Raw genomic sequence first — 18,925 nt, forward strand, 5'->3', positions numbered from 1 at the left:
TAGCCGTTGACCACAGGCATGAAACCTCACGCCTGCCGCTTGCTAAGCGGATTTACTCTGCCCCTTATGGGCGCACAGACAATGTGGTTATGATAATGTCTGGTATTCAGATGCGTTGTGATAACGACTTCATACTGTCCCTTTAAGAGCCGGTCTGCCAGTTCCTGTCCGATGAGATGTGCCAGTTCCGGTGTCACCTCACCTTCTGCAAAACTCTGTACCAGATGGTATCCTTCCACACCGCCCATCTTATGGAATCTCTTTTTTGTTGCCACCATATCTGCATACGCATTTTCATTGGTACATCCGATGGTATCTTCGAAGACCGCCTGTTCCGTCTTTGTCCGGTTCATGGCATAATCAATGGCAGCCTCCAAAGAGTCTGCTTTCTGTGTGGTTTTTTCTTTGTCTTTCACATATTCGATGGAACGGTCCAGGCGGTGGACGGGGATAACACTTGTATAAGCCATCGGTCATTACCACTCTTCCTTTACCAGATGCCATGTCTCTTTGGTAAGCCGCAGCATTTCCTGAATACTCTGCTCGCTTGCCATACCAGAAGCATTGGCAACATGTGCAAGCTGATTGGCATTGTTGCATAAGCCTGCAATCTTTCGGAGCAATTCGGGATGATGCTCACAGGGTTTTGCATGAACCTGCGCTCCTAAAATCAACGAACGCATAAACTCTTCCCGGCTCAGACCGCTTCTTTCGACCTGCTCATTCAGTTCCCTGACTTCCCTTGCATTAAGCCGTACCGGGATCACATGGTTTCGTTTTCGCATTGCATCACCGTCCCTTCTTTTTTCTCTTCCTCTTTCATCATACCGCCAAGATCCTCATCGGATTTTTTCGCTGCAACCATGCAACAGGTCACTATCACTCCTATAAATCCTCCGCTCATCAATGCGATTACAATCATTACTCCATTTCTTAACATGACTTGATCCTTCCTTTCCATTTCCGTCTGTGTCCGGGGGATTGGGGTTCTCCCCAAAGTGCGTTTGGATATCCAAACGCTATGCTTGCAAAACGAGTACCGCCAGTTTCTGTAGCACCGGATTGACTCGATTCTGATTTATTTTGATTCTTTTATCTGTACCAGTCCATCAAGTGTCGTACAAATGATATGGAGTCTGTCTGCCATACTGATTTCGGTATTCATTGTTCCTGTCACTTCTTTCCCACATACGACTACCATCCGGCATCTCCGTAAAAGGATATGGGACATTCTTCCATATCCCTGCATATCTTCTGCATCAGACTCTTCCAAGAATGGTGAGAATACAAATCTCGGACAGATTGGTACATACCCAAGTTCATAGATTTTTCTGCAATATTTCTGCACTTTTACCCGGCTTTCTTCTGCTGAACAGCACACATAAGCCAGCGCCTGTTCCATACGCTCCATCTCCTTCCTGCATCCAGTTGGATGCCACTCATTTTCTCTATAAAAAACAAGATGTCCAATTGGACATCCCGGCTACTTTTCATCCTCTTTCTGCTCTGCTTCTAATGCAATTTTCACTCTGTCACTTCCCAGTTTGTAGTAGGCATCTGTTACCTCAATTCCCACTGCACGATAACCTGTCATAACCGCTGCAAGGACAGTTGTTCCTGCTCCGACAAACGGGTCCAGGATCAGCCCTCTCGGTTCACAAATCTGGATAACATCTTTCATAAGCTGCAACGGTTTCTCTGTCACATGAATCCGGTTCTGCGGATTGCCATATCGGAAGACGCCCGGCAGACAAGATACCGGACGGTTGATCGGCATCGGTCCGTTACTGCCCCACACAATATATTCAGCCTGCTGGCGGAAACGGCCTTTCTGTGGACGGGAGTTTCCCTTATCCCACACCGCTGTTCCTCGCCAGATCCATCCTGCCCACTGCAATGCATCGGTAATCGATGGATACTGACGCCAGTCAATGAACAGACAGATCGGAGCACCTTTCTTGCAGGCTTTCCGCACATCATAGAGCCATTCAGCCATCCAGTGCGTCCAAGATCTCTGGTCTTTGTTATCCCCATCGAAATCCGGAAGTGCATTGGCAGCACTCATACTGCTGTATTTCTGATTTGTAGTACGATTTCTTTCATTCTGTTTTGTTCCACCGGATGCATACGGCGGATCGGTAATAACTGCATCAAAGATTCCCGGCTGGAATGCTTTGACCAGTTTTAATGTATCTCCATGTAATATTTTCCAGTTTTCCCCTTCAGTATATTCCTCCGGGTATGTTCCCTCTTTCATAAGTTCTTCCAAACTCAGGCCATTTGTCATAGGCATCATCCTTTCTTTTCTCAGCGTTCCGGCTGATTTTTCTTCTTTGTCTTTTTATTTTCTTTGGGCGGCGGACTCAACTCAGTTTCTACATATTCGCTGATAATCAAAAGTGCTTTGTAATAGTCCCCACTTTCCAATACCCTTTTACGCATTTCTTTTGCTTCTGCTGTCTGTTTATTCTTTTTCAAAAGAGTTGAGGCATCGCCCATAATGGAAAAAATATTCCCATCATGTCCAAGGAGCTGTAACTTGGGACGTTGTTTCTCAGGCTTTGTCGGAATCTGCTCTGTTTTCTTTTCATACATTTTCGGCTGTTCCATATTAGGATGCCAAAAATGCACATTCATCGTTCCACCATCTACCTTGATATCCCTCTGTTCAAATCCTTCACCCCACCCGTCACTGTACTGCCCTGTAATGTATTCGGTGAATTCCTGTAGTTCTTCCTGACTTAAAAATTCATTTAATTCCAGTTTGGTACAGCCGTACAGGATTCCGTCTTTGTTTTCTATCGTAACAACTGCACTTTGTATCTTTTCCTGAATGGACTCACTTCCGTCAAAATACTGCATGAGATCATCTTCCCCATAGCGTTCCAGTTCTTCTCGGATGACTTCTTCATAATCGGCAAGTTCTGTTCCATCTAATGGCATTCCATATTCATCACTCTCCGACCACTCTTCTTCCCATTCGGATTCTTCTGAATAAAGATTTCCAGTCAGCTCCGTCAACAGATGTACGTGCATCGTTCCTTTTTCTTCCATTCTCTATCACCTTCTTTCCAATGGTCTGTCCCTGCATTTATTTGCCTGCTTTTTTTCTTTCGCAAGGTCTGCATAATCTTCCCCTTCTTTTTCCGGCAGATTGCAGATAATCTGATACGTTCCCTCGTAATGTTTTTTCATCTGTTCTTTCGCCCATCTCCCGGCAAAGTCATTATCGGTGCATATTTCAATTTCTTTGATTTCCGGATGGTTCTTCAGAAACTCTTCCAGTGCGTCCGGCGGCTTTTTAAAACGTTCACTCTGTATCAGTGCGTTTTCTTTCGGAGCAGCGATTCCCCCAAGGGAAAGACGATATTTATCCCTCTTTCCTTCTTCCAGTGTCATGTGTGCCAATGCATCAATACACGCTTCATATACGGCAACTCGCTTTGTTTCTCTTTCAGGTGGAATGCAAAAGCTGTACTTTTTTTCACTCCCGGTCTGCTCCATCTTGAATCCCTTCCCGTTTTTTTCATAGATTCCTCGCAGGAATGCATATCTTGCTTTTCTGGATTCATCTTTCCCAACAAAAACTGCGTTATGGTACGGGACACTTTCATAAAGGATTTCATGTGAAATACAATATGTGATCACTTCATCGCTGATTCCTCTGTGGTTTAAATAAGCCCTGATTCGTCTGCAATTACAATATCTCTCCGGCAGTTTAAATAGTGGTTTTTCCTTTTCGGCAGACTGTGTCGGAATAAAAGACGGACTCTCTTCGCACAGCAGTTTTACAGCATCTGTAAATTTCATTCCATCCACTTCAATCAGGAACCGCAGTGCAGACACTCCCCCGATATCTCTGGATTTCCAATGCCATTTACTCGACAATTCATTGATTTTAAAACTGTCATGGTCCGTCAACTGCCATTCATTTCTGGTTCTTGTCTTTTGCAGTCTCTGTGCCTGATGTGTTCGCAAATACTCATACGCAGTCATATTTTTTGCTGCCTGAATCTCTTCTTCTGTTACCCAAGGCATTACAGAATCGTATCCTGAAGAGCCAGTACCTTATCTGTCCGCTCCCAAGGAAACTCCTTTCTTCCAAAATGACCAAAAACTGCCGTCTGCCGGAAAATCGGACGATTCAATCGAAGGGATTCCATGATCTGAACGGGTGTCACTCCAAACACCAGTGGGATTGCTGCCGCCAGACAATCATCTGCACACACTTTTCCTGTACCAAAGGTATCTACCTCAATCATAACCGGTTCTGCTACTCCGATTGCATAAGCCAGAGACACCTGACACTTGCTTGCAAACTCAGCAGCTACTATATTTTTGGCGATATACCTTGCCATATAAGCCGCCGAACGGTCTACTTTCGAACAGTCCTTTCCCGAAAATGCACCGCCGCCATGCGGAATCATACTGCCATAAGTATCCACCATCAGCTTTCTCCCCGTCAGTCCGGTATCTGCATCAAACCCTCCACACACAAATTTTCCTGACGGATTAATCAGAATCTTCGTATCCTCATCCGGCGGCAGTAATCTGAGTGCTGAGCGAAGCACTTTCTCTCTAATCTCGGCATCTAACTTCTTCAGGCTCTTTTCTGCACCATGCTGGCAGGAAACAACAACACTTTCCAGTCTCACTGGTTTTCCATCTTCATATTCTACGGTTACCTGTGCTTTTCCATCCGAAAAGATATCTTTGATATATCCGCTTCTTCTGCAAGCCGAAAGTTCACGTGTGATCCGGTGTGCCAGAACAGTCGGCATTGGCATAAGCTGCGGAGTATCATCACACGCATATCCGACCATAACACCCTGATCTCCAGCTCCCCTGCTTCTATCTCTTAATTTTGCGCCGATATTATCCCGAAATTCTTTCGACACACTCACTGCTTTCGCAATATCTGGACTCTGCTGGTGTACAAACGTATCCATTTCTATCCCATCTGTACAATATCCACACTCTTCTAAAACTTTTCGGATCACATCAAACACTGGTGGTTCATATCCGCTGGTGATTTCTCCTGCTACAAACACATTTCCTCTTGTAGCAAGGACTTCACACGCCACTCTCGAAGATGGATCGTAACGCAGACATTCATCTAAGATTGCATCTGCTATCTGATCGCATACTTTGTCTGGGTGTCCTTCTGTTACTGATTCTGCTGTATAAAAACGTCTCATCATTCTTCTCCTTATATACAGACAGGGCAGAAGCTGCTTTATGCACATCTCCTGCCCTGTCAGATTGGTTTATCCTGTAATTCTTATTTTATTTTTCTTCTGTTTCTTTTTTGTTGTCTGTCATTTTTGACTTCTTTCTGCGGTATACAGTCACTCCTGTAGCTGTTCCAGCAGATGCCAGTGCAAGCAGAACAAACGCCCATATTTTCTGGTTATCACCTGTTTTTGGTGCATTTGTTTTTTCTGTTGTTTTCTCCGGTGTTCTGGCATCTTTCATTTCTACTTTCTGGACTTCCATTGTATCTTTCAATGTAAATGTGACATCTTCCGCAATCTCGTAACCATCCGGTGCTGTGATCTCACGCAGAGTAAGTTCTTCATTGACTGGGAGTTTTTCAACGGAATGTGGTTTTCCATCTGTAATCCACTCTTCCAGAACAGTTCCGTCTTTGCGGATAATCTGAAGCTTTGCCCCTTCCAGTTCTTTTCCGGTTGTAAGGTCTGTTTTTGAAATTTCCACTTTGGAATATTCATCTTTCATCTCAACCTTTGTCACACTGCCATCTTCTTTGACTTCAAACATCACATCGCTGGCAGACACATAGCCATCTTCATAAGGAGCCAGTTCCTCATGTAAGGTATAACTTCCTTCCGGCAGTCCGTAAATGACATGTTCTTCCTTACTGCTTACCCATTCTTCCACAACATTTCCGTCTTTATCAATGACCTGCAGTTTGGCTCCTTCCAGCTCATTTCCGGTAGTTGCATCTGTTTTTGTAATGCGTGTTTCTGTCGGCTGATTCTCAACTTCTTTGTTCAGTTCAATCTTTGCAAGATTCTGATTTTCGTAAGTTGCATCTACATTCCATACTTCCTCATTTGGAAGATATCCAGCTTTTCTGACTTCCTCTTTGACATAGTATTTTCCATGTGGAAGATCACTGTCGAAAGTAAGTGTTCCCTTTGCATCCGTTGCTTTCTTTTCCAGCAAGGTATCTTTCTCTACGAGAACCTCTCCCTGATTAGAAAGAATATCTTCTGCAGCATACAGTCCAAAAATAACACCTTCCAGCTTTTCGCCTGTGACAGAATCTTTCTTTTCTACTGATACGAAAACTTTCTGTCTTTCATTTTTATAGGTAACGCCTTCATAAACAACTGCCTGTGTATCATCCTCTGCTGTCAGGGTAAATTCTTTCTGTTCTGTATTTAGGACAAAATTCTCTCCTGCTACAACTTCTTTCAGATAATACGTTCCCAGTGGCAGATTGTTGATAACTGCTGTTCCATTTTCATCTGTAGTCAGTTTGGCTACCAGGTCATCTTTCTCATATCGGACAACTGGATTTCCTGCTTCGTCCTTTGCTCCGTCCGGTGAATAGATGGTATCTTTGGCATATATTTCGAATTCAGCGCCTTCTACTCCGGTTTCTTCATATTTAAAGCCTTTATAAATACCTGTTTCTTCTTTTCCAGATACGGCATTTCTTACTTTTGAAACCAGTGCTTTTACTTTTGCCAGAACAGAATCTCCGGTTACTTCGGTAAGCTGTTCTCCCTTTTTCGTCAGGAGCAGGCTTCCTACCTGTTCATCGTTTTTCTGTTCTACCTCTACAATCGCAGCTCCTGTATCTGGATCAATCTGATGTGCAGTGTTTGAGGATACTGTAATTACAATACCACTCTGTGGATTTTCTTTATATGTTCCTTTTGTAGTCTGTTCTAATGGTGAAATAATCGTTGTTCCATCATACAGGGACTCCTCGCTTCCCTGTCTTACAAATCCTTCCGGTGCTTTCACTTCTTCGATTCGGTAGGTAGAGCACTTCAGTTCCTGCGGTGTGATCAGATATCCTTCCTCGTTTGTTTCGAATACACTGATCTTTTCTTTCTTCGGATACTGAACAACCTGTTCCACATATTTCTTATTTGTCACATCGTAAATCTTATAAGAAGCACCAGCCTTTAAAACAGTATTTCCAGTCTGTGCATCCTTCTTTACAATTTTCAGCAAAAATTCAAACGGGCGGTCATCAAATACTCTCCACTGCATTGGCTCTCTGCTGTCATTTTCCACATTTACAACAAATGGATCAATGGTTTTCAAATTCTCAGGGGTAGTACTTTCCACTACAACATAACTTCCATACGGCAGTTCCGGGCTGACTGCATATCCTTTTGTATCAGTGATCAGTTCTGGTACTGGTACGGCTGTTCCATTCTCGTAAGTAACTGCAACCTGCTCTTTGCTGAAGTCATAATTTTTGAAATCGCTTGCTGTATAGCTTTCTCCATTGGCTGGCTTCAGTTTTCCATTTTTTACCTGTGTCAGGTCGCTGATCAGATATACCTTAAATCCTGCTCCTGCAACCAGGTCTGTTTCTGTCTGCTCTCCATCTTCACTGATTTTGATTAACTGGAATGCCTGTTTCTTTACCTGCTCTTTTACCGTAAGGTCTCTTGTCACTTCGGCAACATCCTGACCTTCATAAGTTACTGATACCTCGTATTTGGTAGTATCCAGTGTATATCCTTCCGGTGGAGTGATCTCTTTTACATACATTTCTCCAAGGTATAATTCTGAAAATTCCAGTGTTCCGTCATCTCCGATGACTCCCTGTGCAATCAGGCTGTCCTGTTTATACAGAACCCCTGTTGTGCCATCCGGATGCACGATGTCCTCTTTTGCATACAGACCATACACAGCACCACGAAGAACACTGTCCCCCTGCGCTTTAAATGCAAGTGTTTCTTTATCGATCTTTGCGATTTTCACCTTTCCGGTGACTCTCTCATCTGTTGCTGTTACAGTCATTGTCTTTCCGGCAGTAACAGCCACTTTATATACTTCTGTATTCAGTTTGTATCCTGTCGGAGCAGTGATCTCTTTCACGTACACTGTTTTCAGTGCAGAATCAAAATAATCGCTGACTGCTTTTCCGTCTGTTCCGGTTGCTGACATTGTCATCAGCAGATTTTCACACTTCTTATCAGTATAAATACCATAAACTGCTCCTGACAGTGGATTCTGTGTATTGACATCTTTCTTCATAAGTTCAATGCGTGTCATATTCAGCCACTGTACACTGAAGCTTACCGGCGCTGCTGTTTCGCTTTCAAATACACCGATATCCTGCTTGGAATCTCCGGTTGTCAACACCAGTGTTCTCCATGTCTTTCCGACAGAACCATATAAGTTGCCGGAAGCATAACTGCCTGTCAGTAATAAATCTGCGGACAGATAGAATGTATCTCCACCATAAATCTGGATTTTTCCATTTGTAACACTTGTTCCTTTGGAAAGATTATGTGCTGTCACATTTTCTGGTACACTCAGTGTCACATAGTTTCTGTGATCTCCAGACAGTGTGATATTTGGTGTTTTCTGGATGTTTCCATCCCGTACTGCATTCAGCTTTGTGCTTGAAAGGCTCAGTTCACCTTTTGGCGGTTCTTCCTGTCCAAACAGATAATTGATATATGCGATAACCCCTGCATTTACAAGGTCATTATAATTACACCCTGTAAATCCGGCTTCTCCTGCATAAGCATAGCTGGCTGCAATGTGTGTATACACATACTTTTCATCTTCCGTTTTTCCAGACAGATAACTTCCTGTCAGATCTCCTGCCCCGCCATAACCATAATAAAGGACTTTCTGCAGATTTTTATTGCTGTCCAGTACCTGTGCTACATAACTTCCACTCGGTGGGGATGCTTTCTGGGACTGAAGGCAGTATGCAATTTTTCCATTGACTGTAAACAGGCAAGTAAGATAATTTCCAATATAACTTGGATAATAAATAGTTCTCCCCTTTGTCAATGTAACTGTGGAACCGCTGCTTGTAGCTCTTTCAGCCGCAGACAATACCATCACATTTCCCTCTTCGATGTCCTCTTTCAGTTCTTTGATTGCCTGTGCAGATGCATCTTCTTCGGATGTTTCAATTTCTACATCTGTGTAGTTCTGCACAGGCGAATCCGAATCATCTTCAGATTCTGTATCTGACTTCTGTTTCTCTCCACCATTTTCTTCGGAATGTGCCTGTCCTTCGGTATCCGTCAGAGTCACTTTACGGGTGATGGTATAGCTGTCACTCTTATCTTTTGGAACGACCATATAAGTGGCAATATATGTTCCTGCTTTGTCTGAATGATACTCTCCACCATTCTCATCTTTGATACTTACAAGCGTAACATCTTCTTTTTCTGCATCATAATGGATTCCTTCCATACTGGTTTCCACTGCAAATGTATCATCTGAAACTGCTTTTGTGATATCATCTGCTGTAACTGATGTATCTTTCTGGCTTGTTACCGCCTGTTCAGATGCCTGTACTTCCGTCTGCTGTTCCGAGCCTGTCTGTTCGGCCGCAAACGCATTCGCACTGCTCAAGGTACTGATGCCCATCAGGACAGCCAGTCCAAAAGCAGCAATTCTGGTCTTTAATTTTCTAACCTTCATGTGCTTTTCCTTCCTATTATAAATAGATTTTTTCAGTAAAATACCGCAGAAGATGTTTCCTCTGCGGTACGTTTTATCTTGCATATCGATTTTTTTCTTTTTTTACTTCCTGTCTGGTACGTTTTACCGCTTCCATGACAGACTCCGTTGGAATCTGGTTATCCTTACATCCTTCCAGAATTCCATCCAGATAAAATTTCGATGGCTTTGCCGGAACATCTTTGTGCGGAGCGTTCATCATATATACAAACACTTCTTTCTCCACACCATCCTGATTTTTTACCCGAATCGATTCTTTCCCATAAAAACTTGGGAATCCTTCATAAAAATCCAGACTCTTCTCACACGCTTCTGTGATTTTCCATAAGACTCCTTCGACATAGCTTCCTTTTTCCGGCAGAACCGTTGCTACCCCATTGCCCGGAGCCCTTCCCCGAAATGCCAGCCGATAATTTTCAAGCCGGACGTTTTCCACAACTTCCGCAGCCGGACACCTGTACTTCATCTGCTCCAGATTCATGTTGCTGCCATAAGCGAAGTAATATCTATCTTTCATTTTTTCTCACCTCTATCTGACTCCTTCTGTCCTTTGATTTTTCTTCAGACACTCATACGTGCTTTTATCATATCTCCACGCAAGATCACCATCCAGATTTGCCAGCAGATGTTTTCGAACATTTTTATATTCGTCTCCAATTAACCCAAGTCTCAATAAAAATGTACGAAATGTAAATGCCGGGTTTTCTGATATCAGTGTCTTTTTCATCTGTGTCGATCTCTGATTGATTGCCTGTGCGGAAATGGCTAATGCCAGTGTAATATTTGCTCTCACCTTTCCTGCATGTAGTGTGCTTTCAAAACAACGCCATTCCAAAGTTCCCTTGGAAAACACAGCATGAAGATTCAGAGCATAATAACGGGTATGATCATAATGGGTATGACTTCCATCCCTGCCTCCATACCAGACATTTCTTACTCGGTCCATTGTGATTGATTTATTTGGTATTTTTCGGATTTTCTCCAATACCTCCGGTCGCACCCTCTGACAATAACTATTTGCTCTTCTCTCCTGCACTTTCAGTGCTTTGAACAGGATATCTTCCTTTGCATACATAATTGTCAGTGCATTTTTCAGACTCTGCGGTGTATGATTCGATGCATCTACATGAACATGCTGACCACAGGACTCATTTACAAAACCTCCATGCTGTCGCAGACATCGTACTACTTCCTGTAACTTTCCCATTTCATCATAGGATAATTTCGGTGATACCATTTCTGTTGAATATTCTCCACCTGCGTCTACAATTCGACCGTATACTTTCCGTTGTGTATAAATGCTCCCATCAGACATAAATTTCCACTTTTTTCCTTCCAGATCTATCACTGACCAGACTCCATAAGTAGTGCCGTCATAATATGCTTCTGTTCCAAACATTTCAGCAACAACTTCTGCAGCACGTTGTCTGGTAATCCCTGTCATTTCGATTTCTGTGCCAAAGTATTGGTCTTTTATTCCGATCATGCCTAATGGATTCCTTTCTCAGACACTTTCTGTGTGTTAAGTTCGGAGTCTGCCTTTTGTAACAATCTGCCAATTGCCTCGATAACATTGACAGTTACTCCGTTTCCAGCCTGTTTATAAAGCTGTGCGTCAGAAGTGCTGTCTATGATCTTATCAATCTGCCAGTCGTAATAACCCTGCAGTCGCAGACATTCCCTCGGAACTAACCTTCTTATTCTGCCGTGATACAAGATGCCATGACGATCGGTTGCAGTAATTGTAAACATCGGTTCTTCGGGTTCTTTCATACGTCTGCCGTTCTGACGAACATTCTCTTTTGCTGGTGTTAAGACTGCTCTTGCTCCATCCTCTGCTAATACACCAGAACATTCTCCTTTGTATTTGTGGACACCGCATTGTCTGGTATTCAGGCTTCTGCATTCTTCCGTTACCACCGGCGGAGGTGAAAGATCGACAAAGTGCAGCGTTCCCTGTTGAACACCTGTTGTCAGGGTATGTGCGATCTGGTGTCCGACTCTTCCTCTCCTGCTGTTGAGATTCGCATAACCCAGATCGATGCTGTCCCCTTCTCTTGCAAGTTTGTAGCCGAGCTTTGTATTCTCTTTGATTGGAACACCTACATCATATAATCCTGTCTTGCCGCCCATTCCACCTGCCTGTGATGTCAGGGTACAGCTTAGTCCTTTGGGACTGTAGACTCTTTTCCCCTGACTTCCTGCCCGGACTTGAACAAGAGCTGCTCCATTTGTTTCTGGTTCAGGTAATACTTTTCCGGCACATCGGAAATCAAAATATCCGACAATATACACCCGTTTTCTTGCTTGGGGGACTCCGAAATCCTTGCTGTTAAGCACTTTCCATTCGACATGGTACCCCAGTTCAGAAAGCGTACTGAGGATGGTGCAAAACGTCCGGCCTTTGTCATGCGATAACAAACCGGGAACATTTTCAAGGATAAAATACGAGGGTCTTTTAGCTTCAAGAATCCGGGCAATTTCAAAAAAGAGAGTTCCTCTTGCATCTGCAAATCCTTCTCGCTTTCCGGCGATAGAGAATGCCTGGCAAGGAAATCCTGCACAGAGTAAATCAAAATCTGGCATTCGTTCTGGTTCGATTGTTCTTGCGTCATTACAATACCACTCCCCTTCCGTATCAAACAGCAATCGGTAGTTCTTATCCGCATAAGTATCCACCTCGCAATGTCCGACACAGACAAAGTTTCCTGCCCGTCTTAAGCCTTCACGAAATCCCCCGATTCCGCTAAAGAGATCAAAAAATTGAATGGTTGCGGCTATCAACCTCCTTTTTGCTGATAAAAACAGGCGGCATGATCTCTCATACCGCCCTTCGTTATTCTGTATCAATTGGTTACCATTCTGTTGGTTCTTCTGCTTTGGATTCTTCCGGATCAGTCTCTCCTTCTGGTTCAGTTTCCTCTTCCGGTTCACTTTCCCCTTCTGGTTTGTTTTCCTCTTTCGGTTCACTTTCTCCATCCGGTTCGGCTTCCTCTTCTGGTTCACTTTCCCTTTCCGGCTCAGTTCTTTCTTCCGGTTGAGTTTCTTCTGTTCCCAATTCTCCAGTTGTCTGTTCGGATTCTTCAGGCTGCTCTTTGCTTTGCCATTCGACCTCTACCTTTTCCAGTGCTTCTTCTATAATCTGAATTAAGAAGTCTTTCTGTTTCATGTGTTTCTTTCCGATGACTACTTTTAATCTCTGGAATAATTCCTCTGATACCTGTACTGCTACTGTTCTTACTGCTCCCATGCTTATTTCTCCTTTTCCTTCCACTCTGTTGAAATGTTCTTCAATGACCTGTTGTAAAAATTTTTGTGTGCTGCTTTCTGTGAGTTCAATCTCTTCTCTTACTTTCTCATGTAAGTCCATCGGGATCTTTCCGCAGATATTTTTCATCTCTGCCATAACCTTTCTCCTTTCACTTTTGCTACACACAACATACTCCAAAGCCGCATGGAAAGCTATTCACAATACCCACCAAAGATATCGATGCATTTCTTGCCTTACCCCTAGCAGATCCAACAATGTATGTATCGTGCAATCATAGGCCTCACCCCCTTTACAAATTTTCCATTTGAGATAGAAAATCCATCATCTGATCTGGTATTTCTTCCGATGATGGTTTCGTTTTCAATTGTTCCGTAGTGCCACATATTCCTAATTCCCGAACACTTTCTTTTATCGTCTTTTGAATGACTTCTTCCATCCATTTCCGATCCTCTTTTTCCAGAATTGCCTGAACCAGATACTGGCTTTTCTGCCCTTCTGGAACACTTTGAAATTTCTCCCATGCCCTCTGGTGTTCTGGATTTTTCAGGTTCGGGCGGAACGAATATACCGGGCGTGTCATCTCGTCCACATCTGCTCTACAATCCGTTCATACCCTGTTGCGTTGGCATGGACGTCCTCTATAAAAACGGGGCGGCAAATCGCGTCCTGTGCGGTCACGTGGCGTTTTAAAATTGCGGAGCCTCCCCCCATAAATACGGTGGGTACTGCCCGGAGATCAAACCCGGATTCTGTCACCGCAGACAGTATTCTTTCTATATATTTCCGTCCGTTTTCCTGTATGATCCGTCTGGCCTCCTCTGCCATACTGCAAGATTCCCTCCGAAGCACACGCTCAATTTGAGTTTCTGTCACAGACAGTCCGGTATTTCTACGCACTTGTTCTGCTGTCTCATCAATACATCGGATTACTCCAAGTTCCAGACTTCTGCACGTTGCTGCATTCGGAACAGCATTGTCCAGCCTCATAAGGTCAACGGTCCAGCCACCAATATCAACAAGCAGAACAGACGGTTCATTCTTCAGATACTCTGGATGCAGAGCAAGCGCAGAGTATCCCTGTGGGAACAGTTTCACATCTTTTATTGTTATCTCATATAACTCACTTTCATATAAAAATCGCACTGGCTGCTCTTTCCGCAACAGATACTCCCTGAATCCCTGTTTCTCTCTTCCAAAACTTGAAAGCGGAAGTCCAACAGCCAGAATTACCTCTGTCTTTCGTTCCGCTTTCCGATGCTTGATTTCTTCTGCAATGGCTGCCAACGTCAGCAGATAATAATTATCATTGGACGTTTTATTTTTTACCAGCGTCTGTCTTCCCGTACCGCAGACATAATACTTTCCTTGATATTGCAGAACATTCTGCATGGTATACGGCTCGTAATCATACCCAATAATTCCACTTGGGAAAGACACTTGTCTTGTTTTAATGGCATAATAGCCATGATCAATTCCTATGATTATCGCAATCACATCCTTTCATTTTTTCTGTTTAACGTAAGGTCAAAAATGTTGTCACTGCTGCAACGGATCGTTGCAAAAGTGCCATTCGTGAACACTTTTCTATGTTCCAGCGTCCCAAAACCTGCGGAAAATCTGGCTTTTTTATACCACTATCGCCAGAGGAACACTACTGTTCCTTCCCAGCCGGTTATAAAAGATCCCTCTCCCGGCGGCGGTCCAGCCTGTCCGGGGGAGGGATATATCGCAAGTTTCCTTTTTGAACAATTGCCTGTCTTTTTATTTTTATGAGATGTTTTTCCTGCTTTTGTAAAATGGGAAGATACTCCGGTTCTGTCAAAAACTTCCGTATATAATTGCCCTTTTTTCCCAGCTTGTTATCATTTTTCAGCAGTTCTATTTCTACCATGTAATGGGTATCTGGATGAAATCTCTTCTCACACAAAATGCTGTCCCCTTTTATATAATCAGATTTAGCCGATTCTCTTGCTGCCGCCAAGAGTTCATAAATACTTACTTCCACCTCTTATCACCTCCCAAAAGACCAGAAAAAAGCAGACCTCTTAATCGAAGTCTGCTCCTGTCGGATATGGTAATCCTCTTTCTTCATATTTTTTATCGATATAATTTCGAATCCATTCCCTGTATTCTTCCGTTAATGCCAGTTCCTGAAATTCTAACAACCACTTTTCCCCTTTTGCTTCGTCATCAAGCCATCGATCTTCTATGCACTCCGGCTCATCTAACATTTTCATCATCGCTTCAAATGGCTCTTTTACATCATCACCAAATTCTTTCCATAAGGCGATTCCATAGTTCTCCAGTTCAAAAAATTCTGTCAGATATGTCAATCGTTCCATATCCCCCAATGTCATTCTTTTTTCATCTGACAATAATGCTCGATCTCTTTTGCCACATAGATTTAAAAATTTTCTCTTTTCCATCTCCACATCCATTATACTTTTACCTCTTCCTGTTAAAAATAATTCCTTATTACGAAACATTATAAAATTTAAATTCTTTAGAATCAATATATATGTTTCTGTATTACGAAACTTTTTATTTTATAAGGGGAGTTCATCATTATGCAAAAGATTAGACCAGATATGGATATTGGTAAAAATATCCAAGCAATTCGATATAAAAACAATATGACTCAAGACCAAGTAGTTGCAAAATTAAATCTTATGGGTATCTCCATCACCAAAAGTACCTATGCCAAACTGGAAACAAATCGCATGAACATTAAGGCATCTGAATTAGTTGCACTTGCAAAACTCTTTCATACCGATATCAATGCTTTCTTTTCCGGCTTGCTATAGTTCGACATTCCCCGACTCCCTGTGTATATAATAGCATATTAAAAATAAGAACCAGTCTATATTCTTATCGGATATAAACCAGTTCTTTTTTCTTATCAAATAATATAAAAGTGACAGGGAATTCAGATTCTTATCTTCTGTCACTCATGTAATTATTATTCTATTTTAAATTTAATGAATTTACCCATTCTTGAATTTCTTTTTCAATGTTATTTTCTATATAAACGTCATACACATTTTTCCACATTATCTGTGTATACTGTTATTTTCAACCCCATAATTATAACTTGGTACACGCTATACACTACTATAAACTGTACTCCATTTTAGGGTAACCGATATAGATTCTTTTCACATCCTGCCAGTTATCTACAGTGTCAGCCACCAGCTCCACATTCCGCAGACTTTCATCAGCGTACTCCTGGGATACCCGACTGTTATCATCGTTATAATTCAAATCCTCATCGGTATAGGGATCAACCGGCTCCAACTCGAACAATTCTCCGCCTGTTGTATCAGCAATGACTTCAGCTACACGCTCTGTATTTCCGGTAGCTGAAAAATACACGACAAGGGTTTTCCCCTGGGTTCCATCGCCATCTGTCTCTGCCTCGTTACTCGCTTCGGTACTATCATCTTCTGTTGTAGCTGCACTGGATTCGTTCTCCGATGCCGCCCCTGTATTTGACTGTGTCTGGCTTTCATCTTGTCCGCTCCTGGCCCCGCATCCAGCCAACATACCGACTATCAGAATACACACTGTCATCAATATAAATCCACGTTTTCTCATAGGGAATGACCTCCTTCATTTAATATGATCTATACTCAACGTAATACACAAATCTTCTCTTTCTCTGTGTACACAGTTCTTTTCACTCTTAAAAATGCTACTCAATACACGCTATACACTCAAAAAACCATACTGTATTTTAGGGTATCCGAGAAATACGGTATCATATGCGTCAAGATTCTCGACACTGGATGTCAGTTCCGGCCTTGCGTCCTCTCCCCGTTCTTCATTTGCCCGTTCCAGACAGGCATCCCAGTCACTTGGATAAGAATCGGTAACCTGAATGGAGAACAGATCGCCTCCGGTTTCTTCCTGCACCCATCCTGCCAGCTCCTGAACATTTCCCGGCGCAATTACGCTTGGAGAAGCAACGGCATCTACATCCTCTTCCAGAATCGCATTCTCCGCCCAGGAAAAATAGGCTACCAGAATGTTAGAGTCTGTTCCCTGTGTCTCCTCACCGGTCTGTGCCGAATCTTCCTCCGCTGTTCCCTGAACGGTATCTTCCGGATCCGTCTCGTCTCCGGCAGAGTCTGTTCCGGACTGCTGTGTTGTTCCCTGTGTATTGTCCGCACTTCCATTGCTTTCATTGCCGCATCCGGCAAACGTCAATACCATTGATAAAACCAGACATAATGAAATCATTCGTTTTTTCATAAATCCGTCCTCCCATCTGTGTTGGATTCCATTTCATACAGAAGGTTTTCCTTCTATACCTTTATTATACGGACGGTATTTCCCGGAGACAAATACTTATCCTGCATAAGGAATGATACAAAAAATGAATGAAAAATCACCATATCTGCGGTATTCTTTCCGCAAATATGGTGAGATCCCCTTCTCTCCAAAGATCAGTCTTTTTCTGCCCGGCCGGATTTTGGAAGCTCCGGAAATGGAATAAACGGTTTCGGATGTTCTTCATGTTCTCCGATCATTTTCTCCATCCAGATCATGTTATACCATCTTCCGAATTTGTATCCGCACTGGTGGAATTCCCCTACCAACCGGTATCCCATGTGGGCATGAAACTGCGCACTGTTCTTCGTCAGATATTCATCTTCCGTCTCCGGATAGCCGATACAGGCATTCAGGTTCGTGATGTGCTGTGCACGGGCAATTTCTTCCACCGCCTGATACAGCGCCCGTCCGATTCCTGTTTTTCGCACCTGTTCTTTTACATAAATGGAAACCGAAGCAGACCAGTCATATGCCTTTCTTCCTACAAAGGAATCAAGATAGACATAGCCGGCCGCTTCCCCGGATATTTCCGCCACCAGATACGGATACCTCTTTAAAATCCTCCGGATTCTGTCCCGGAATTCTTTCACATCCGGCACTTCATACTCAAATGTAATTGCAGTCTTCTCGACATAAGGTGCGTAGATTGCAAGAAGTTGTTCTGCATCATCAGGACCGGCTGTCCGGATCCGGATTTTCGTCTCTTCCATCCTGTTGTTCCTCCTTTATCTGATGGGTTCCATAGTCCAGACACATGGACACAAAAGTCTGCATGCTTCTGGTAATATATTTGCTTTTATGATAAATAATATTAAGTTTTCTTTCAATCGGCCGGCGCAGGAATGCCTGACAGACCAGACCCTGTTCCAGATCCCGCTTCACAAGCAGATAGGGAAGGACTGCAACGCCAAGCCCTTTTGCCACGCCCTGCACAATCGCCTGGGTACTGGAACTTTCCCATGCCGGATGGACGGTGATCTGCTCCATGTCGAAGCAGGCATCCAGAATCTCTCTTCCGGCGCTTCCCTTTTCCCGCATCAGAAACGGATTCTCTGCCATCTCTCTCAGTGTGACATCGCACTTCTCCGCCAGAGGATGCTCCGCCGGTACAATCGCTACAAGAGAATCCTCCAGAAACGGTACCGCACATACGGAATCTGAAGACGGCTGGTTCTCAATCAGGCCAAGATCAATTTCATTTTCCAGCAAAAGCCTTTCAATCGTTCCCGACTGATTGACGACAGCCTCCATCCGGATTTCCGGAAACTGCTCCTGAAATTCTTTCATCAGGGACGGCAGGATATGAGTCCCGATCGTAATGCTGGCTCCAACCCGGATTGTCCCGATCTCATCTCCGTTTTTCAATTCCTTTTCCATTGCCTCAAACAGGGAGACAATGTGGACGGCGTATCCGTAAAATTCTTTCGCGGCGGCGGTTGGATAAATCCGTCTTCCGATCCGCTCGAAAAAGTGCTGCCCGTAATATTCTTCCAGTTCTTTGATCGTAACGCTCACAGACGGCTGTGCCAGATGAAGCTCTTTTGCCGCCTTTGTGATACTGCTGTTCTGGTAGACCGACACGAAGATTTTCATATGCCGAAGTGTCATGGTTCCTCCATA

The 18,925-nt window shown here is 43.4% G+C and carries 22 protein-coding genes; 1 reads left to right on the plus strand and 21 read right to left on the minus strand.

Annotated elements, in window-relative coordinates:
• Window positions 1–26 precede the first annotated feature (26 nt).
• From FGQ85_RS10745 to FGQ85_RS10825, 17 genes are all read right to left on the minus strand, one after another.
• Complete coding sequence (locus FGQ85_RS10745; RefSeq protein ID WP_347563088.1) at window positions 27–470, minus strand: relaxase/mobilization nuclease domain-containing protein; 444 nt, start codon at window positions 468–470, stop codon at window positions 27–29.
• A gap of 6 nt (window positions 471–476) precedes the next feature.
• Entirely contained in the window at window positions 477–785 is a 309-nt protein-coding gene (gene mobC / locus FGQ85_RS10750) for a plasmid mobilization relaxosome protein MobC (protein ID WP_015513332.1), read from the minus strand.
• Complete coding sequence (locus FGQ85_RS10755; protein ID WP_015513331.1) at window positions 764–940, minus strand: DUF3789 domain-containing protein; 177 nt, start codon at window positions 938–940, stop codon at window positions 764–766. The genes mobC and FGQ85_RS10755 overlap by 22 nt, the downstream gene beginning before the upstream one ends.
• Before the next feature lie 138 nt (window positions 941–1,078).
• Window positions 1,079–1,402 (minus strand): hypothetical protein, encoded by a 324-nt coding sequence (locus tag FGQ85_RS10760; protein WP_015513330.1) that lies wholly within the window; start codon window positions 1,400–1,402, stop codon window positions 1,079–1,081.
• A gap of 81 nt (window positions 1,403–1,483) precedes the next feature.
• Window positions 1,484–2,296, minus strand: a complete 813-nt coding sequence (locus tag FGQ85_RS10765) for a site-specific DNA-methyltransferase (protein WP_007884620.1) — start codon at window positions 2,294–2,296, stop codon at window positions 1,484–1,486.
• Between the two features lie 11 nt (window positions 2,297–2,307).
• Window positions 2,308–3,054: a hypothetical protein gene (locus FGQ85_RS10770; protein ID WP_007884619.1), complete on the minus strand. Its 747-nt coding sequence runs from the start codon at window positions 3,052–3,054 to the stop codon at window positions 2,308–2,310.
• A 6-nt stretch (window positions 3,055–3,060) separates the two neighbouring features.
• On the minus strand, window positions 3,061–4,038 hold the full coding sequence (locus FGQ85_RS10775; protein WP_110102380.1) for a DUF3991 and TOPRIM domain-containing protein: 978 nt from the start codon (window positions 4,036–4,038) through the stop codon (window positions 3,061–3,063).
• The gene (gene metK, locus FGQ85_RS10780) at window positions 4,038–5,198 is read right to left on the minus strand and encodes a methionine adenosyltransferase (protein ID WP_171027942.1); all 1,161 of its coding nucleotides are present in this window, start codon (window positions 5,196–5,198) and stop codon (window positions 4,038–4,040) included. The genes FGQ85_RS10775 and metK overlap by 1 nt, the downstream gene beginning before the upstream one ends.
• Before the next feature lie 88 nt (window positions 5,199–5,286).
• Window positions 5,287–9,663 carry a SpaA isopeptide-forming pilin-related protein gene (locus FGQ85_RS10785; RefSeq protein WP_055247154.1) on the minus strand — a complete coding sequence of 1,459 codons (4,377 nt, stop codon included), beginning with the start codon at window positions 9,661–9,663 and terminating at the stop codon, window positions 5,287–5,289.
• A 73-nt stretch (window positions 9,664–9,736) separates the two neighbouring features.
• Window positions 9,737–10,219 (minus strand): gamma-glutamylcyclotransferase family protein, encoded by a 483-nt coding sequence (locus FGQ85_RS10790; protein ID WP_006426989.1) that lies wholly within the window; start codon window positions 10,217–10,219, stop codon window positions 9,737–9,739.
• A 12-nt stretch (window positions 10,220–10,231) separates the two neighbouring features.
• Entirely contained in the window at window positions 10,232–11,188 is a 957-nt protein-coding gene (locus tag FGQ85_RS10795; RefSeq protein ID WP_006426990.1) for an amidoligase family protein, read from the minus strand.
• A gap of 2 nt (window positions 11,189–11,190) precedes the next feature.
• Window positions 11,191–12,471: a DNA (cytosine-5-)-methyltransferase gene (gene dcm, locus FGQ85_RS10800; RefSeq protein WP_338126111.1), complete on the minus strand. Its 1,281-nt coding sequence runs from the start codon at window positions 12,469–12,471 to the stop codon at window positions 11,191–11,193.
• Window positions 12,472–12,556: 85 nt separating this feature from the next.
• Window positions 12,557–13,108, minus strand: coding sequence for a hypothetical protein (locus tag FGQ85_RS10805; RefSeq protein WP_007884604.1), 552 nt, complete (start codon window positions 13,106–13,108; stop codon window positions 12,557–12,559).
• Window positions 13,109–13,212: 104 nt separating this feature from the next.
• Window positions 13,213–13,494, minus strand: coding sequence for a hypothetical protein (locus tag FGQ85_RS10810; RefSeq protein WP_171027943.1), 282 nt, complete (start codon window positions 13,492–13,494; stop codon window positions 13,213–13,215).
• Between the two features lie 55 nt (window positions 13,495–13,549).
• Entirely contained in the window at window positions 13,550–14,458 is a 909-nt protein-coding gene (locus FGQ85_RS10815; protein ID WP_044912250.1) for a ParM/StbA family protein, read from the minus strand.
• 187 nt (window positions 14,459–14,645) lie between these two features.
• Window positions 14,646–14,978 (minus strand): DUF5720 family protein, encoded by a 333-nt coding sequence (locus FGQ85_RS10820; RefSeq protein ID WP_005341391.1) that lies wholly within the window; start codon window positions 14,976–14,978, stop codon window positions 14,646–14,648.
• 40 nt (window positions 14,979–15,018) lie between these two features.
• A complete protein-coding gene (locus tag FGQ85_RS10825) occupies window positions 15,019–15,411 on the minus strand; it encodes a hypothetical protein (RefSeq protein WP_225877015.1) in 393 nt (130 codons plus the stop codon).
• Between the two features lie 129 nt (window positions 15,412–15,540).
• Here FGQ85_RS10825 and FGQ85_RS10830 point away from each other — a divergent pair, with 129 nt between their 5' ends.
• A complete protein-coding gene (locus tag FGQ85_RS10830; RefSeq protein WP_005341369.1) occupies window positions 15,541–15,777 on the plus strand; it encodes a helix-turn-helix transcriptional regulator in 237 nt (78 codons plus the stop codon).
• Between the two features lie 307 nt (window positions 15,778–16,084).
• On the opposite strand, the gene FGQ85_RS10835 is transcribed toward FGQ85_RS10830, so the two are convergent.
• The 4 genes from FGQ85_RS10835 to FGQ85_RS10850 form a co-directional block, all read right to left on the minus strand.
• Window positions 16,085–16,567 carry a flavodoxin gene (locus FGQ85_RS10835; RefSeq protein WP_243128540.1) on the minus strand — a complete coding sequence of 161 codons (483 nt, stop codon included), beginning with the start codon at window positions 16,565–16,567 and terminating at the stop codon, window positions 16,085–16,087.
• Between the two features lie 111 nt (window positions 16,568–16,678).
• A complete protein-coding gene (locus tag FGQ85_RS10840) occupies window positions 16,679–17,224 on the minus strand; it encodes a hypothetical protein (RefSeq protein WP_138373449.1) in 546 nt (181 codons plus the stop codon).
• Between the two features lie 194 nt (window positions 17,225–17,418).
• A complete protein-coding gene (locus tag FGQ85_RS10845) occupies window positions 17,419–18,015 on the minus strand; it encodes a GNAT family N-acetyltransferase (RefSeq protein ID WP_171027944.1) in 597 nt (198 codons plus the stop codon).
• Window positions 17,975–18,913, minus strand: a complete 939-nt coding sequence (locus FGQ85_RS10850) for a LysR family transcriptional regulator (protein WP_138373450.1) — start codon at window positions 18,911–18,913, stop codon at window positions 17,975–17,977. Before FGQ85_RS10850 ends, FGQ85_RS10845 begins: the two co-directional genes overlap by 41 nt.
• Window positions 18,914–18,925 lie beyond the last annotated feature (12 nt).

The sequence above is a fragment of the Pseudoflavonifractor sp. BSD2780061688st1 E11 genome (genome assembly GCF_005844125.1).
GTDB classification, from domain to species: domain Bacteria; phylum Bacillota; class Clostridia; order Lachnospirales; family Lachnospiraceae; genus Sellimonas; species Sellimonas catena.

Coding starts and splice junctions, on each gene's coding strand:
- FGQ85_RS10790 (WP_006426989.1), bottom strand. CDS start 10,219: ATGAAAGATAGATATTACTTCGCTTATGGCAGCAACATGAATCTGGAG.
- FGQ85_RS10785 (WP_055247154.1), bottom strand. CDS start 9,663: ATGAAGGTTAGAAAATTAAAGACCAGAATTGCTGCTTTTGGACTGGCT.
- FGQ85_RS10770 (WP_007884619.1), bottom strand. CDS start 3,054: ATGGAAGAAAAAGGAACGATGCACGTACATCTGTTGACGGAGCTGACT.
- FGQ85_RS10805 (WP_007884604.1), bottom strand. CDS start 13,108: ATGGCAGAGATGAAAAATATCTGCGGAAAGATCCCGATGGACTTACAT.
- FGQ85_RS10850 (WP_138373450.1), bottom strand. CDS start 18,913: ATGACACTTCGGCATATGAAAATCTTCGTGTCGGTCTACCAGAACAGC.
- FGQ85_RS10810 (WP_171027943.1), bottom strand. CDS start 13,494: ATGGGAGAAATTTCAAAGTGTTCCAGAAGGGCAGAAAAGCCAGTATCT.
- metK (WP_171027942.1), bottom strand. CDS start 5,198: ATGAGACGTTTTTATACAGCAGAATCAGTAACAGAAGGACACCCAGAC.
- FGQ85_RS10845 (WP_171027944.1), bottom strand. CDS start 18,015: ATGGAAGAGACGAAAATCCGGATCCGGACAGCCGGTCCTGATGATGCA.
- FGQ85_RS10755 (WP_015513331.1), bottom strand. CDS start 940: ATGTTAAGAAATGGAGTAATGATTGTAATCGCATTGATGAGCGGAGGA.
- FGQ85_RS10795 (WP_006426990.1), bottom strand. CDS start 11,188: ATGATCGGAATAAAAGACCAATACTTTGGCACAGAAATCGAAATGACA.
- FGQ85_RS10830 (WP_005341369.1), top strand. CDS start 15,541: ATGCAAAAGATTAGACCAGATATGGATATTGGTAAAAATATCCAAGCA.
- FGQ85_RS10840 (WP_138373449.1), bottom strand. CDS start 17,224: ATGAAAAAACGAATGATTTCATTATGTCTGGTTTTATCAATGGTATTG.
- FGQ85_RS10745 (WP_347563088.1), bottom strand. CDS start 470: ATGGCTTATACAAGTGTTATCCCCGTCCACCGCCTGGACCGTTCCATC.
- FGQ85_RS10775 (WP_110102380.1), bottom strand. CDS start 4,038: ATGCCTTGGGTAACAGAAGAAGAGATTCAGGCAGCAAAAAATATGACT.
- FGQ85_RS10835 (WP_243128540.1), bottom strand. CDS start 16,567: ATGAGAAAACGTGGATTTATATTGATGACAGTGTGTATTCTGATAGTC.
- FGQ85_RS10760 (WP_015513330.1), bottom strand. CDS start 1,402: ATGGAACAGGCGCTGGCTTATGTGTGCTGTTCAGCAGAAGAAAGCCGG.
- FGQ85_RS10765 (WP_007884620.1), bottom strand. CDS start 2,296: ATGATGCCTATGACAAATGGCCTGAGTTTGGAAGAACTTATGAAAGAG.
- mobC (WP_015513332.1), bottom strand. CDS start 785: ATGCGAAAACGAAACCATGTGATCCCGGTACGGCTTAATGCAAGGGAA.
- FGQ85_RS10825 (WP_225877015.1), bottom strand. CDS start 15,411: ATGGATGTGGAGATGGAAAAGAGAAAATTTTTAAATCTATGTGGCAAA.